The sequence below is a fragment of the Gramella sp. Hel_I_59 genome (assembly GCF_006714895.1).
In the GTDB taxonomy this organism is placed as follows: Bacteria; Bacteroidota; Bacteroidia; order Flavobacteriales; family Flavobacteriaceae; genus Christiangramia.
Genome location: NZ_VFME01000001.1, coordinates 172,933 through 189,102, shown reverse-complemented (window position 1 = coordinate 189,102; position 16,170 = coordinate 172,933). Strand labels below are relative to the sequence as shown.

The following is a 16,170-nucleotide window of genomic DNA, read 5'->3' as shown; positions in this document are numbered from 1 at the left end:
AATATATGAAAGTACTTTCCATCATTTTTGCAACCATTATTCTAAGTTCCTGCAATAACCTTCAGGCACCTGCACAGGTTAAAAATGAAACTTCAGAAGCTAAAACAAAATTGATCCAGGTAAGTACTGCCGAAGAGTTGATCGCAGCGCTAGATGATCCCAATCCTGGAGACTCCATTGTTGTAAGCGCAGGAACATATAAACTAGACGAACGAATTTATATTAATGACTCAGGAAATGAAGGAGGAACCATTTACCTTATTGGTGATATTTCCCAGGAAAGACCACTTCTTGATTTTTCTGTTATGGAAGAAGATTCTTCTAATCAGGGCATTGTTCTAAAGGCCGATAATTGGCATATCAAAGGGTTTCGTGTTTTTAAAGCTGGCGATAATGGCCTTCACATTAGAGGGAATAATAATCTAATTGAGTTTTGTAGTTTTTCAGAATGCAGAGATACTGGTTTGCAAATAGACGATGATGCTTCAAAAAATACCATTCTCAACTGTGATTCCTACTACAACGCCGATTCCAGTATGAAAAATGCCGATGGATTTGCCGTAAAAATGGCTGTGGGCTCAGATAACAAATTCATAGGATGTCGCGCCTGGAATAATTCAGATGATGGTTGGGATGGCTATCTAAGGGGAGCAGATAATGTAACTACGATTTATGAAAATTGCTGGTCATTTAAAAACGGATTTTTAAAAGATGGTACGAATGGAAAAGGTGATGGCAATGGATTTAAAACCGGTGGGAGTGATAGTAAACTCACGAAACATAACGCCTCCTTTTTTCGATGCATCGCGGTTGATAATGTAAGTGACGGTTTCGATCACAATAGTAATCGCGGGACAGTTTCCATCATTAATTGCTCTGCAACAGGCAATGGTCGAAATATCGCTTTTGCTGAAACTCTGAGTCTCGAAAAAATTGTTCTTCTTAACACTGTTGTTCTGGGTGACTACGGAAAATATAATGGTGAATCTGAATTGGTGGAAAACAATAGCTGGGAGTTCGATTTTGAAGTATCTGAAGATGATTTTGTTTCAGTAGATTCTAAGGAATTAGAAAAAGTCCGAAAAAAAGATGGAAGTCTGCCAGATCTTGATTTTATGAAACCGAAAAGAACTAGCGAGCTGGCAAAGATCAAACCTAGTAAGAAATCAAATAAATATTCTAACGTGTCTTTTATAGGCGCAGTAGAAATAGATAAATAGAAAACATGAAAAAAATAGTAGCATTAGTATCTGCAATTTGTCTTGGCTTGGTGGCTTTTCAATCACACGAGGAGCAAGTAACTGTTTATTTAATTGGTGATTCTACGATGGCAGATTATTCTGGAGATTACGATCCAGGGAAAGATTATATGAAAACAAGATACCCGGTAATGGGTTGGGGACAGGTATTTCAATCTTTCATGGCTTCCGATAGTCTTAAACAATTGAGCGCGGTCATTCAAGCAGATAGTGCTGTTGTAGATGATAGAGCACGTGGAGGTAGAAGTACCAGAACTTTTTTCCAGGAAGGACGATGGAGATCGGTTTTCGAAAACCTGAAAAAAGATGATCTTGTCTTAATGCAATTTGGTCATAATGACGCCGCAGAAGAAAAACACGAACGTTATGTAGACATCGAAGGCTACAAAGAATTCCTGAGATTATACGTTTCTCAAACCAGGGAAAAAGGAGCGTACCCAATTATACTTACGCCAGTGGCAAGAAACTATCCATGGGAGGATGGTCATTTACAAAATGTACATGGAGAATATGATCAGGCTGCTAAAGATATCGCTGAAGAAATGGATGTGATGATGATTGATTTAAATCAACGTTCCATGGATTATTTTTCTAAAAAAGGTCAGGATTATGTAAGCAAGAACTACTTCATGAACCTTCCGGCAGGAAAATATGAAGCGTACCCTGAAGGTCAGGAAGATAATACGCACTTCCAGCCAGACGGAGCAAAAGCAGTTGCACAGATCGTATTTGATGCTATGAAAGAACTACAATTAAAATGAGATCAGGATTATTAGTCATACTGGTAACTTTCCTATTAGGGAGACCTTCGCAAGCTCAGGAAAAGCATGAGATCAAACCCTATACAATTGAAACTACTTACGAAAAGTGGAAGAAGGACTTTCCATTTGTAAGACCTGTAGAAACAATCGCTTCTGAAAGAATTCTTGCCAAGGAGAATGTGGTGTATAAGTCGGTTGACGGTAAAGAACTAAAAGCAGATGTCTACATTCCAAATAATGCTAAGGATCGAAAATATCCGGCGGTACTTTTAATTCATGGTGGTGGATGGCTTACAGGAAGTAAGGAAAACGAAAGAGTTATGGCGCAGCACCTGGCGCTTTATGGATATGTGGGAATTACTGCATCATATCGCTTAGGAACAGAAGCAGAATATCCTGCAGCAGTTCTGGATTTGAAGGGTGCGGCCAAATGGATGCGTAGAAACGCTGATAGCTTACAAATTGACCCTAATAAAATTGCAGTTCTTGGAGCATCGGCTGGTGCACAACTGGCTACGCTACTTGGCGTTACGCCAGACTCAGAAACTTATCAAACAGGTGATGCCAAAATTTCAGATAAGTTTCAGGCGATTATCAATCTAGACGGTGTAGTTTCTTTTGTTCATCCAGAAGCGCAGGAAGGCTGGATGGCCGGGACTTGGTTTGGAGGATCCAAATCGGAGAAACCTGAACTTTGGAAGGAAGCTTCTCCGCTAGAATATGTAGACGAACAAACACCGCCAACTTTATTCATTAACAGCTCCTATCCTCGATTTCATGCCGGCCGTGACGACATGACTAGTTTGATGTCTAAAAATAATATTTATTCAGAAGTACATACTCTGGAAAACTCACCGCATTCCTTCTGGTTGCTGCATCCTTGGTTTGAACAAACTCTCAACCTTAGTTTAAATTTCCTGGATAAAATTTTCAGCAATTCTTCTTCTGTCAAAGAAACTTATAGAGAAATTACAGTAGCAAAGGATAAGTCAGCTGAATTTGTTTCAATACAAGAAGCGATTAATTCTACCCGCGATCTCGGCCCCGGGGAAGTTGTGATCAAAATTAAAAACGGAACTTATAATGAGAAACTTGAAATACCGTCCTGGAAGCATCAATTAACTTTAATTGGGGAAAGTCGGGACCAAAGAATTGTAAATAACAATGATTTCTCTGGTAAAATGAATCCGCAGACTAATGAAGAATTCTCTACTTTCAATTCTTATACAGTTCTGGTGCGAGGTGATGATGTGAAAATAGAAAATCTCACGATAAAAAATTCATCTTGCGGAGAAGGTCAGGCTGTTGCACTGCATGTTGAAGGAGATCGTTTTGTAATCAAAAACTCAAATATCCTGGGTTGCCAGGATACAATTTATACAGCCACGGGTGGTAGCCGACAATTATACCTGGATTGTTATATTGAAGGTACAACCGACTTTATTTTCGGGCAGGCTACGGCAGTATTTAAAAACTGTACCATCCATAGTCTCAAAAATTCCTATATAACTGCAGCGGCTACGCCTCAGGATCAGGAATTTGGATACGTATTCATGGATTGTGAACTTACTGCTGCTGAAGATGTGACCGAGGTTTACCTGGGACGTCCCTGGAGACCTTTTGCCAATACTGTTTTTCTAAATGCAGAATTGGGAGCACATATTGTTGCTGAAGGTTGGGATCCCTGGAGCGGAGATAAAATGTTCCCTCACAAGGAAGAAACCACCTATTATGCTGAATTCAATAGTCAGGGATCGGGTGCTTCTGAAGGGACTCGAGTGAACTGGTCACATCAACTAACATCAGAACAGGCAGCTGAATATACACTTCAGAATATATTCAGTAATCAGAATGATTGGTACTGGGCTTCAAAATCGATCAAACAATAATTATTTATGAATAGAATAGTTCTCTTAGTACTCATACTTTTTTCCATGACTGTGTCTGCACAAAATAAACCAACTCTGTACCTTATTGGAGATTCCACAATGTCTGACAAGCAGGACCCTGATCAAAATCCGGAACACGGGTGGGGACAGATGCTGTCAGCATTAATGACTTCAGGAATTGAGATTGATAACCATGCTGTGAATGGTAGAAGTACACGTAGTTTTCTTGCTGAAAATCGATGGAACACGGTTAAGAACAAACTGAAACCAGGAGATTATGTTTTCATCCAATTTGGGCATAATGATCAGAAAATTGAAGATGCTGAACGCTACACCAATCCCTATACTCAATACCGATCAAACCTGGAGAAGTTTGTACGAGAAACTAAAGAAATGGAGGCTAAACCGGTATTGCTTACTTCTATAGTTCGCAGATGTTTTAATGAACAAGGTGTTTTTATGGATACTCATGGTGAATATCCGCTAGTAGTTAGGATGGTTTCCAACGACATGGATATTCCACTTATCGATATGCAGTTACTAACAGAACAACTGGAAATTGCTTATGGTCCTGAAGATTCCAAAACACTTCATTTGCACATAGAACCCGGGGAGAATAATTACAAACCAGATGGTGTCGAAGACGATACCCATTTGTCTAAAATCGGAGCAACGATTGTCGCAAGCCTTGCTTTACAGGAATTTCAAAAAATAGATTTGGAGATTAAGAAGTATATCAAGCCTGCAGTACTTCAGAAGAACTTAATTCCGGACGAAGAAAGTAAAGAATGATGAGAATAAACTTCAGCAAAAGAGTGAGAGTATGTCTCTTGGTGATTTTTGTGTTCGTTCAAGGTAATTTATTGGCTCAGGACTCCGAAAAAATTAGCTGGAGATCAGCACAAGATCAACCGAAGGAATGGTACTATAGTGATCAGGCAATAGAAATTGCTAACAATGTTTTATTATACCAACACGAAAATGGTGGGTGGCTCAAGAATATTAATATGGCTGATGATATTTCAGAAGAGGATCGCAAGGAACTGGAAAAAGAGAGAAAGCAGAAAGTTGGTACTACCATAGATAATGGTGCAACACATACGCAGTTGAGGTATCTGGCCAAGGTCTATACTGCATCAAAACAGGAAAAATATAAGTCGGCCTTTTTGAAGGGCATGGACTTTCTACTGGAAGCACAATATGCTAATGGTGGTTGGCCACAATTTTATCCAATTAGACAGGGATATTATGAACATATCACTTACAACGATGGAGCAATGATGGGAGTGATGAACCTTTTGCGAGATATAGCGAAACAGCGCAATCAATATACCTTCGTGGATAAAAACAGAGTAAAAAAGGCTGAAAATGCTATTGATAAAGGTTTGGAAATTATTCTAAGAACTCAGGTACAGGTGGATGGTAAACTAACTATATGGTGTGCACAGCATGACAAAAATACGCTAGAGCCGGCTAAAGCCAGAGCATACGAGTTGCCGTCACTAAGCGGTAATGAAAGTACTCAAATCGTGGAATATTTACTGAAAATTGAAAATCCTTCCGAAGAAGTTAAGCGATCTATTCGAAGTGCTATTTCTTGGTTTCAAGAGCATAAAGTCATGGGAAAAAAGGTGAAGTGGACGAAAGATTCAGAAGGACGGGACAGGATTCTGGTAGAGGATGTGAATGCTGGGCCTTTGTGGGGAAGATTTAATGATATTGAAACAGGCAAACCAATATTTGTTGGTAGGGACGGAAAAATAAAATATCATTTAAACGATATAGAAAGAGAGCGCAGGACCGGTTATAATTATATAGACGATTATGCCGTGAATCTTTTAGATAAGAAATATCCGAAATGGGCAGAGAAACATGGAGTTAAATAATTGTTTTCGTAATTATATTATCTCCTAAATAAGAGGAACTTCAGAATCAATTACATAATATGAGTGATCTTAAAGGAAAAATCGCAGTGGTAACCGGTGGTAATGGTGTACTTGGAGGCGCTATTGCGATGGGTTTTGCAAGTCAGGGTGTAAAAGTCGGAATTCTAGGTAGGAATTCAGATACTGTAGAATCCAGGGTCAGAGAAATAATAGATACGGGAGGGGATGCGGTTGCACTAGTGGCCGATGTTCTGGACCGAACCAAATTAGAAAGAGCACTTGATCTCCTGGAAAACAAATTTGGATCACCAGATATCCTGGTAAATGCCGCAGGCGGAAATATGAAAGGAGCTACCATCAATCCAGATCAAGAGTTCTTTGATCTTAACCTTGATGATTTCGATAAGGTAAACCAATTGAACTTCAAAGGAACTGTACTTCCAACTTTGGTTTTTTCAAAGGGTATGGCAAAAAATAAAAAAGGAAGTATCATCAATATTTCTTCAACAGCGGCAAGTAGAGCACTTACCAGAGTAATGGGCTATTCTGGAGCCAAAGCTTCGATCGATAATTTCACAAAATGGCTTGCTGTAGAAATGAGTACAAAATATGGTGATAAACTTCGGGTGAATGCCATCTCACCTGGATTTTTTGTGGGTGAACAGAATAGAGATCTGTTACTTAAGGAGGATGGGAGTTATACTTCCAGAGGTCAGACTATTATTAATAACACCCCCATGAAACGCTTCGGAAAACCTGAAGAATTACAAGGTGCGGCAAACTGGCTGGCTGGAGATCAATCTTCTTTCGTGACTGGAATCGTATTGCCCGTAGATGGTGGTTTTGATGCATTCAGCGGAGTATAATTCAATAACTACAATTTTTCTGCTAAAACAGCTTAAATAGAATATTATGGAAAGACACATGACACTAGGTGAGTTTATTATAGAAAATCAGAAGGATTTTCCATATGCCAAGGGTGAATTAAGCGCCTTGCTAAGCTCGATCAAACTGGCTGGGAAAATGGTGAATAAATCTATTAATAAAGCGGGATTAGCCCAGATACTCGGTAAAGTAGGTAAGGAAAACATACAAGGGGAAAACCAGGCGAAACTCGATGTCATGGCCAACGATGTCTTTATAAGCACGCTCAAAAGTCGGGGTGAAATTTGTGGGATAGCTTCAGAAGAACTGGAAGATTTCGTGGCTTTCGATGATGATATCCACAAAGAAGCGAAATATGTTGTTCTAATGGATCCCTTAGATGGTTCCTCTAATATAGATGTAGATATCACTGTAGGGACTATTTTTAGTATATATCGTAGAATTTCACCGGAAGGTACCAGGGTAACCAAAGAAGATTTTCTACAGTCAGGCGAGAATCAGGTAGCTGCGGGATATTTAATTTACGGGACTTCCACCATTCTAGTGTATACCACGGGGAATGGAGTGAACGGTTTTACTTTCGACCCGGGAATAGGTTCATTTTTCCTGTCTCATCCTAAAATCACTTTTCCAGAAAATGGGTCGATTTATTCTGTCAATGAAGGGAATTATATTCATTTTCCGCAGGGAATCAAGAAATTGATCAAATGGATGCAGGAATTAGACAAAGATAGCAACAGACCATTTACGGCGAGGTATACCGGTTCACTAGTAGCAGATTTTCATAGAAATATGTTACAGGGTGGACTTTATCTGTATCCTCAGGGTAGTACAGCACCAAAAGGGAAGTTAAGGCTACTCTACGAATGCAACCCTATGGCTTTCCTGGCAGAACAGGCCGGTGGTAAAGCAAGTGATGGTGAAAGGCGAATTATGGAATTAATCCCTTCTGAACTTCATGAAAGAGCCCCATTTATATGCGGAAATTCAAAAATGGTGGAGATCGCGGAAAAATTTATTGAAGAATACAGAGCGGATTAATTGGTAAATTTGTTGAATCGAGTGGTCTAGACCAAATATAATTCAGTAGCAATTAAACTGCATAAGTAGATATTTACTGGCTCGGAATTTTTATTTGCCGGTTAATACATCTTGAATACTGTAAAATAGATTTTTTCATTGTTTTAAGCTTTCTAGTGGTATTCTGGTTAACTGAATATCTTCTTTATTAGTAGCATAAGAAACATAAAGATGCTGATTCCAAATTACACTTTTGGGATAGCTATATCCAGCTCTTTTGTATTTACCTTCAAACCTCATAGGCTGGAGATCTTTGCCACCACTTCTTATAAGGAAAGCTTTATTAAAGAAGAAACCATCTGCGCTTAAAGTGATTACCAGAGGGAATCGATCCTTATCTCCAGATGGATTGTTTACCATGAATGCAGTGCCATCTGGCAAATTTCCGGCACTTTGTTTAGCCCTTGAATCTGGAGTGTCCACGATGACTGGAGTGCTCCAGGTCATACCTTTATCATGACTTATAGCAGCAAGTTTCTTGTAAGTGCTTTTCTGATCTCTGAAAATCATAACCACACTTCCATCTTCTCTGTAAAACCAACTAGGTTCAATTTCTCTGCTCATTCCCTCATTATTTGTAGGCATGTTTTTCATTTTACCGGCCTTCCAACCAGAAATACCCAAAGGATCATTGGTGTAATAGGGAGTGGCGGTCAAACCAGGTTGCATATGAAATGCTGTGATAATTGGACCATTTGGTAATTTGTGCACATCCTGTTCAATGATGCCCAGGACAGGTTCTGATAAATTATTCTTCACAGATTTTGGCGCCGTCCAATCGGTCCCATTTTTTGAGGTCATAAATTCTGTAAAACCTTGTTTAGTGCCATTGTTTTTCTCAGGCCACACGCATATATAGGCTACCAGGGTTTCACCATTACTCCACCAGCCACCACTTGTTGTTATGCTATTATGCCCTTTATTTGTTAAGGCTATCGGTTTTTCCCATACTTTTCCATCGTGACTTCTGCTGTAGAAAACTTGCGTGTCCTCTCCATCCTCATCTTTTGATGAACTCTGCCACTGCGCATACAGTTTTTCTTTAAATGGAAATAGAACTACACCATGGTTATATCTATTTTCCTCCTCACTCGGAGAGAATATAGTAATTGTTTCCAGCCCATCCGCAAATGGAAGGCCTAAAGTTTTTGGTTCTTTTAGATTATATAATGTGTCAACTTTGAAAGGAGGTAACACTTGTTGAGAGTATGAATTAATGGAGAAAAAGAAAATAAGTAGGAATAATAAATTGTGCATTTTCAACGTCATAAAGTATAATTTTAAACTGCCTTCAAAACTCTTATTTGCTTACCAGGTTGTAAATTATTCCTTATTAAGGATAATAGAATTGATAAGATAAGAATTATCTCGATTTAAAAATGAACTTGTGTGTTTGAAATGTTTGTTTATATCCAGTATTAGGTTCAAAAGTCTCAAGATGTCTACAAATTCAATCGTAGTGGACGACCTGTGTTAAAATCTGAAATAATCAGGAATTTTTGAAGCCTCAATTTTAGAATATTTTACCAGGGTTTTGGTTTTTATTTTTGAAAAAAATCTGAAAGTGATGATATCTTAGCTTTCAAAAACTTAGAAGAAATGGAAAATCCGACGATAAAACTCAAAAACGGGAATGGCGAAATAGCTGAATATCATAGTGGTCAGAAGATCCTGGACGATCTTTACTTGAATATGGATAAGAAAGGGATCGATGAAAACCTTCAAAACTTTCATATAGATTTCGAAGTAATTCCAAATCAGGTAGCCATAAATACCTCTCAAAGAGATCATTTTGCTATTGTGTCTATAATAGTAAGCGAAGATCGAAAGTATCAATATCTGGTAGGTCCCGACCTTGATCTTGAGCAATTCGAAAAACTGGATCAAAGCCAGATGCCGGAAATGATCAAAGGACAGGTTAGAGAAGCCTTTCAGCTCATTCAGTCCAAATAGTTGACTTCCAATATTTACAAATAATAAATCCTGCACTTGATCTTGCAGGATTTTTTATATCAGGTGCTTTTCTATTTTTCTTTTAATCAATAAGTATTTTGGTAATATATAATACTTCAGATTCTTCAAAACTATAGTTTCTAAATCGACTACTGTGAATACTCGATTTTATCTTCCTTCTGAAGTTTCTTCAGAAGAGAAAATTTCCTCTTAGCTGACGCTTGTCATATTTCCTTCTTGATCCTGTTCATAGTTTTGAATTCAAAATTTTACTATGACTCACTCTGCCTTAGTTCAAAAGTATAATATCCAAGGTCCCAGGTATACCAGCTATCCAACTGTGCCTTACTGGGATCAGGACAGCTTTTCAGGAAATGCCTGGAAATCCTCGCTTACTCAAAGTTTTAAAGAATCAAATTCATCTGAAGGTATTAGCCTATATATTCATCTACCTTTCTGTGAAAGTCTTTGCACGTTTTGTGGTTGTAACAAAAGAATTACAAAAAACCATGGAATGGAGGTTCCCTATATCAATTCGGTTCTAAAAGAATGGGAGATGTATTGTACCTTATTTCCGGAAAAACCGGTCATCAGGGAACTACACCTGGGAGGAGGAACTCCAACTTTCTTTTCTGCTGAAAACCTGGGCTACCTACTGGAAGGAATATTCAAACGCGCTAAGAAATCTAAAGCTGCCGAATTTAGTTTTGAAGGGCATCCCAATAATACCAGCAGGGAACACCTCGAGCTGTTTGCAAAGTTTGGATTTAACCGGGTAAGTTATGGAGTTCAGGATTATAACCCAGAAGTTCAGAAAGCTATTCATAGAGTTCAGTCGTTTGAAAATGTCCTCCTCGCAACCCAAAACGCGAGGGAAGCTGGCTTTACTTCAGTAGGTCATGATATCATATTTGGATTGCCATTTCAGACAAGAAATGATATCATTTATACCATGCAACGTACCCTGGAGCTAATGCCAGACAGGATCGCTTTTTATAGTTATGCCCATGTTCCGTGGATCAAAGGTAGCGGGCAGAGAGGTTTTAATGAGAAAGATCTTCCCACCGCTGCTGAAAAACGCGCGCAGTATGAAACTGGTAAACAAATCTTACTGGATGCTGGTTATGTAGAAATCGGGATGGATCACTTTGCTCTAAAAACCGATACTCTCAGTATGGCATTAGATAATAAAACCCTGCATAGAAATTTTATGGGCTACACGGCTTCTAAAACTCAGGCTATGTTAGGGCTTGGTGTTTCTGCGATTAGTGATAGCTGGTATGGTTTCGCGCAGAATGTTAAGGGTGTGGAAGAATATCAAAACCTGGTGAATAATGGGATGCTACCCTTATTAAGGGGACATATTCTAAATGAAGAAGATCTGATTATTAGAAAACATGTTCTCAATTTAATGTGTAAGCTGAAAACTTCCTGGTATACGGCAGATCAAACTTTCCAGGGATTACCCGATGTGCTTATTAGTTTACAGGAGATGGCAGATGACGGACTCATTGAAAGAGATTCAAATTATATCATTGTCACCGAGAAAGGAAGGCCATTCGTAAGAAATGTATGTATGGCATTTGATCTTAGATTGAACAGAAAAAGACCTGATGCACAATTATTTTCAATGACGGTATAATTAGTAAGCGATACTTTTCAATCTTTGATTCGACGATATTCGTAAGAAAGCTTACCTAAACACATGAATTGATCGATCTATGAATCACATCAGAAACTAAAGCAATACAAAAGCCATGAGTATACATATAGAAGCGAAAAAAGGTGATATAGCCGAAACGGTGTTACTTCCCGGAGATCCTTTACGGGCAAAGTGGATCGCTGAAACCTTTCTCGAAGATAGTTTTTGCTATAATAATATTCGTGGGATGCTTGCTTTTACCGGAACTTACCGGGGAAAAAGGGTGTCAGTCCAGGGAACGGGAATGGGCATTCCATCTACGCTCATTTATTGTCACGAATTGCTGAAGACCTATAAAGTTCAAAACCTTATCAGGGTTGGGAGCGCCGGTGCTTTCCAGCCAGAGCTAAAATTGATGGATATCGTGATCGCAATGTCGGCTTCTACAAATTCTTCCTTGAACAGAGCTGTATTTGGTAATGCCGACTTTGCTCCAACCGCCAATATCGACCTTTTACTAAAGGCCATAAATTTCGCTGAGAAAAACACTATTCCATTTCATGCTGGTAACGTTCTGTCATCTGACTTCTTTTATGATGAGAAACCTGATTATTTTAAACAGTGGGCTAAATATGGAGTGCTTTGTGCTGAAATGGAAACTTCGGCAATCTACACGCTGGCTGCCAAATTTGGAGTAAAAGCATTATCTATTCTAACTATTTCTGATTCACTGTTAACTACTAAAGAGATTTCCGCAGAAATGAGAGAGCAGAAACTGAACGAAATGGTGGAAATAGCGCTGAATTCTTTCTAGTACATTATTTTTTCAGATGAAAAAGGGAGCTAACAATTTATAGCTCCCTTTTTTTATTTTCAAATCTTCAAGGTGATTACTGGAACATCAACATGATTTGCTACATCTTCTCCTACACTTCCATAGAAGAAATGACCCAGGCCTTTTCTACCATGCGTGGAAATGGCGATAGCATCTATTTTCGCCTCTTCACAATAATTAAACACACCTCTTTCAGCGGTATAATCAGCATAAAATACTACGTGTTTGTCGAAGTCTGCAGGATCTATCCCTGCGGTACTCATAAAATTATGCGCATTGCGTTTTATTTCGACCGTGCTCATGAATTTTTCAGGAATATTGATATATAGCAACTTAGGCTCAACGTTAAAATAACTAAAGAACTTTCTGGCCTTTTTAAAAGAATCCTGATTGCTATCATCAAAATCGGTTACGAACACCGCTTTATCAATATGGAAGTCTGTACTTCTTTCCTTGATAACGAGTACGGGAATATCTGCTGTACGTACTACCTTTTCAGTATTGGAACCTATAAAAACTTCTTTTACCCCCGTCGCTCCATGGGATCCCATCACGATCAAATCACTGTCATGTTCTGTAGCGATGGTATTAATTTCAGAGAAAATTCGATAAGGCTTCATTACTTCCACCACTTCAATCCCTTTGAGATATTTCTTTTTCCGAAGTTCTTTAAAATGCTGTTCTGCGATCTTGATATAATACATCACGTTAAATACTTCCTGCTGCTGGTCTTTGGTGAGATAAGAATTAGCTATTCCCAGCATATGTACGAGAATGATCCGCGAACCATGCTTTTTTGCGATGCTTGCGGCCACTTCAAGGGCATTTTCAGAATATTTTGAAAAGTCTACGGGTACAAATATAGTTTTCATGATACTTAATTTTTAATTAGACAATCTGTAATACGGCATTTCTTTTTTCAAGCTGTTTGGTCAACTCGTTCACAGCCGTCTTTAGTGCGTGTTCAAAAGATTCCCTTGGTAGCACTGGCATGAATGCTGGAGCCTGGAATTGTGCATTCTATCTCGCAAACCTTAGCACTTCCCTGCCTGGTGTTTTCTAGCTTAAAATGAACATGCAAATTCTGTATGGTATCATATCTTCGACGAAGCAGATTTAATTTCCTGTTCGTAAATTTGCTAAGTGCAGGACTTTCAGGAATTTTTATAGTGTATCTGGTTGAGCATAACATCATAATTTTTGGCTGATACGTAAAGCTAAAAGATACATCCATGAAAAAATATGACAGAAATCATGAATTGATTAATCTATCCTCAAACATTTTAGATAAATATTAAGAATCATTACCTCTAATTATCTGTAAATTAAAGAGAAAACGATGAAAATTACAGGCATCACTTTTTTGATCATTACCAGTGTGATCTTATTGCTTCTCACCATACTTGCTTCTAAAGGAATTAGTTTTGCACCGGTTTTTTATCTTATGATCGCAGGTCAGGCTCTTTTTCTCATTACAGTTTATAAAGTCCTTACCGATGATTATAGAACCAGCAAAACTTTCAAGGATGGGTATGAGGATCATACTCCGGGTTTAGACGAATAAGATTTCAACTTTCTAGAGGATCATCAAAAAGATTTTAACTTAGTGATCTTAAACGAAACCCATTTTGCAGGAAAACTTTTTCGACAATAAGAATGTTCTTAATTTACTGTTCCAGGCAGCTTCTGAAGGTATCATTGTAGTCGACTCAAGTCAGATAGTAGTTGCGGCTAATCTGGCTGCTGAAGAAATGTTTGGTTACCAGAAAGGTGAATTATTGAACCAACATCTTGATCGTCTGGTACCTAAAGATTACCATCATGTACACCATAAACATGTAGACCAGTTTATCGATAATAGTGAAAAGCGCCAGATGGGTCACGGTCGTGATCTTTATGGTGTGCGAAAGGATGGTTCACTTTTTCCTGTGGAAGCAGGTCTTAATCCATTTGAGATCGAGGGTGAAAGGTATGTGATGTCGCTAATCATAGATATTACGATCCGTAAAGAAACCCAAAGGCAAATTAGAGAGCTAAATACTGAGCTTGAAGGGAAAATTGAAGTCAGAACCCGGGAACTAAGTGAAAGTGTAGAAGATCTCAAAAACCTGAACGTTGAACTGGGCGAAGAGATCAATCGCAGAAAAGAAGCTGAAAAAAAGATCAAAGATGCACTGCAAAAAGAAAAAGAGCTTAATGAACTAAAAACAAAGTTCCTGTCCCTGGTATCTCACGAATTCAAAACTCCTTTAAGCGGAATCCTTACTTCTGCAACTCTTGCTGAAAAATATACCAAAGAAGAACAACAACCCAAGCGCGAGAAGCATCTCGTGACCATTAGAAATAAGGTTCATTACCTTAATAATATTCTGAATGATTTTCTTTCCATTGAACGTCTGGATAGTGGAAGAGGACAGTACAAATATTCAAAATTCGGATTAAAGCGACTTATTAACGAAGTCATTTACAATGCGAATATTACCCTTAAGGATGGTCAGGAGATCTCTTATCCAAAAGATATAGAGGATGTAGAGCTTTTTATGGATGAAAAGATCCTTGAATTGATCCTTTCCAATTTATTAGGGAACGCGATCAAATATTCTCCGGAAAATACTTCCATCCAATTTATCGTCGATTTTCATGATGATCTAATCGTTTTTAAAATTAAAGATCAGGGGAGGGGGATTCCGAAGAAAGATCAAAAACATATTTTTGAACGATATTTTAGAGCCGAAAATGCATTGCTGGACCAGGGAACAGGAATTGGGTTGAACATTGCGAAAACTCATCTTGAGAATCTTGGAGGAACGATCGAGTTTGAAAGTGAAGAAAATAAAGGGACCACCTTTACCATAGAAGTTCCTATGGATAAGTCCTAACCCGATAAAATTTTAAGCCGACTTATGAAAAAATTGTTGCTAATAGAAGATGATGTCACTGTACGGGAAAATACGGCAGAATTGCTTGAACTTTCCAACTACAATGTGATCACTGCATCTAATGGAAAACTTGGAATCGAGACCGCAAAGCAGGAAATTCCAGATATCATTATTTGTGATATCATGATGCCAGAGATCGACGGCTATGGAGTTTTAGAAGCTCTCAGTAAAAATCCTTCAACTTTAAACATTCCATTTATATTTCTTTCAGCAAAAACCGAACATAAGGATATTCGCAAAGGAATGGACCTGGGCGCCGATGATTATTTGACCAAACCTTTTGAAGAAGAAGAGTTGTTAAGTGCTATTGAAAGCAGGCTGGCAAAAGTGGCTATTCTAAAATCTTATATCAAAGAGGAAACGCCTGAGGATGAGGAGAAGCTGAAGGACCTGAATGATCTTAGAGAACTATTCTCAAAACAGGAACTCCAGTATTTCAAAAAGGGAGAAACTATTTACGAGAAAGATAAACACGCGAATTATTTCTATCTCGTTAAACGCGGGATCGTAAAGGCTCATCGCCTGGATAACCAGGGAAAAGAGCTGATCACCGAGCTGTATAAGGAAGATGATTTTTTCGGAAACCACGCAAATGATCCTCAGTCATCCTATGAAGATTATGCCACCGCTATGGAAGAGACTCAGTTGTATACGGTTTCGAGAGAGGAATTTCAAAAGATTCTTGCTGGAAACCCCAGGATCACGATGCAACTTGTTGAGGTTTTGAACAACAACCTGTCTGAGCTAAAAAAGCAATTAATGGATATGGCCTACGGCTCAGTAAGAAAGAAAACGGCCAACACTATTCTTTTATTTGCTGAAAGGATCGAAAAACATCCGCTGAAAAGTATCAGAATTTCAAGAGCAGACCTGGCTGGAGTTGCAGGAATGGCTCCGGAAAGTTTAATAAGAACACTTTCAGAATTTAAAAAAGAAGGACTTATTGAGATCGAGGGTCGGAATATAAAACTACTGGATTCACAGGCCTTGAAAATGGTGAAATAATCACTAGCTCAATAAATTTGTAAGAACTGATTTTCA

16 protein-coding genes are annotated in these 16,170 nt (G+C 38.5%); 13 read left to right on the top strand and 3 right to left on the bottom strand.

Translation table 11 applies throughout. The features are described from left to right. The first annotated feature begins 5 nt into the window (after positions 1 to 5). The 7 genes from JM79_RS00915 to fbp are packed head-to-tail and all read left to right on the top strand — an operon-like array spanning position 6 to position 7,721. The gene (locus tag JM79_RS00915; RefSeq protein WP_141876365.1) at positions 6 to 1,220 is read left to right on the top strand and encodes a right-handed parallel beta-helix repeat-containing protein; all 1,215 of its coding nucleotides are present in this window, start codon (positions 6 to 8) and stop codon (positions 1,218 to 1,220) included. A gap of 5 nt (positions 1,221 to 1,225) precedes the next feature. Further along, entirely contained in the window at positions 1,226 to 2,020 is a 795-nt protein-coding gene (locus JM79_RS00910) for a rhamnogalacturonan acetylesterase (RefSeq protein ID WP_141876364.1), read from the top strand. Then, on the top strand, positions 2,017 to 3,909 hold the full coding sequence (locus JM79_RS00905; RefSeq protein ID WP_141876363.1) for a pectinesterase family protein: 1,893 nt from the start codon (positions 2,017 to 2,019) through the stop codon (positions 3,907 to 3,909). The genes JM79_RS00910 and JM79_RS00905 overlap by 4 nt, the downstream gene beginning before the upstream one ends. 6 nt (positions 3,910 to 3,915) lie before the next feature. Further along, positions 3,916 to 4,701: a rhamnogalacturonan acetylesterase gene (locus JM79_RS00900; protein ID WP_141876362.1), complete on the top strand. Its 786-nt coding sequence runs from the start codon at positions 3,916 to 3,918 to the stop codon at positions 4,699 to 4,701. Continuing rightward, entirely contained in the window at positions 4,698 to 5,795 is a 1,098-nt protein-coding gene (gene pelA, locus JM79_RS00895; RefSeq protein WP_260443345.1) for a pectate lyase, read from the top strand. Before JM79_RS00900 ends, pelA begins: the two co-directional genes overlap by 4 nt. A 59-nt stretch (positions 5,796 to 5,854) precedes the next feature. Further along, positions 5,855 to 6,661, top strand: a complete 807-nt coding sequence (locus JM79_RS00890) for an SDR family oxidoreductase (RefSeq protein WP_141876361.1) — start codon at positions 5,855 to 5,857, stop codon at positions 6,659 to 6,661. 46 nt (positions 6,662 to 6,707) lie between these two features. After that, entirely contained in the window at positions 6,708 to 7,721 is a 1,014-nt protein-coding gene (gene fbp / locus JM79_RS00885; RefSeq protein ID WP_141876360.1) for a class 1 fructose-bisphosphatase, read from the top strand. 135 nt (positions 7,722 to 7,856) lie between these two features. On the opposite strand, the gene JM79_RS00880 is transcribed toward fbp, so the two are convergent. Then, a complete protein-coding gene (locus JM79_RS00880; RefSeq protein ID WP_260443344.1) occupies positions 7,857 to 9,029 on the bottom strand; it encodes an exo-alpha-sialidase in 1,173 nt (390 codons plus the stop codon). A 330-nt stretch (positions 9,030 to 9,359) separates the two neighbouring features. Here JM79_RS00880 and JM79_RS00875 point away from each other — a divergent pair, with 330 nt between their 5' ends. From JM79_RS00875 to deoD, 3 genes are all read left to right on the top strand, one after another. After that, a complete protein-coding gene (locus JM79_RS00875; protein WP_141876359.1) occupies positions 9,360 to 9,713 on the top strand; it encodes a hypothetical protein in 354 nt (117 codons plus the stop codon). Between the two features lie 274 nt (positions 9,714 to 9,987). Further along, positions 9,988 to 11,355, top strand: a complete 1,368-nt coding sequence (gene hemN, locus JM79_RS00870) for an oxygen-independent coproporphyrinogen III oxidase (RefSeq protein WP_141876358.1) — start codon at positions 9,988 to 9,990, stop codon at positions 11,353 to 11,355. A gap of 115 nt (positions 11,356 to 11,470) precedes the next feature. Continuing rightward, positions 11,471 to 12,169 (top strand): purine-nucleoside phosphorylase, encoded by a 699-nt coding sequence (gene deoD, locus JM79_RS00865; RefSeq protein WP_141876357.1) that lies wholly within the window; start codon positions 11,471 to 11,473, stop codon positions 12,167 to 12,169. 59 nt (positions 12,170 to 12,228) lie between these two features. Here deoD and JM79_RS00860 read toward each other — a convergent pair whose 3' ends face one another. Both JM79_RS00860 and JM79_RS00855 read right to left on the bottom strand, forming a co-directional pair. Then, positions 12,229 to 13,062 carry a universal stress protein gene (locus JM79_RS00860; protein WP_141876356.1) on the bottom strand — a complete coding sequence of 278 codons (834 nt, stop codon included), beginning with the start codon at positions 13,060 to 13,062 and terminating at the stop codon, positions 12,229 to 12,231. Between the two features lie 92 nt (positions 13,063 to 13,154). Continuing rightward, on the bottom strand, positions 13,155 to 13,385 hold the full coding sequence (locus tag JM79_RS00855) for an HPF/RaiA family ribosome-associated protein (protein ID WP_141876355.1): 231 nt from the start codon (positions 13,383 to 13,385) through the stop codon (positions 13,155 to 13,157). A 144-nt stretch (positions 13,386 to 13,529) separates the two neighbouring features. On the opposite strand from JM79_RS00855, the gene JM79_RS00850 reads away from it, so the two are divergent. From JM79_RS00850 to JM79_RS00840, 3 genes are all read left to right on the top strand, one after another. After that, entirely contained in the window at positions 13,530 to 13,754 is a 225-nt protein-coding gene (locus tag JM79_RS00850) for a hypothetical protein (RefSeq protein WP_141876354.1), read from the top strand. Between the two features lie 64 nt (positions 13,755 to 13,818). After that, positions 13,819 to 15,069 (top strand): PAS domain-containing sensor histidine kinase, encoded by a 1,251-nt coding sequence (locus tag JM79_RS00845; protein ID WP_141876353.1) that lies wholly within the window; start codon positions 13,819 to 13,821, stop codon positions 15,067 to 15,069. Positions 15,070 to 15,093: 24 nt separating this feature from the next. Beyond that, positions 15,094 to 16,134 (top strand): response regulator, encoded by a 1,041-nt coding sequence (locus JM79_RS00840; RefSeq protein ID WP_141876352.1) that lies wholly within the window; start codon positions 15,094 to 15,096, stop codon positions 16,132 to 16,134. Positions 16,135 to 16,170 lie beyond the last annotated feature (36 nt).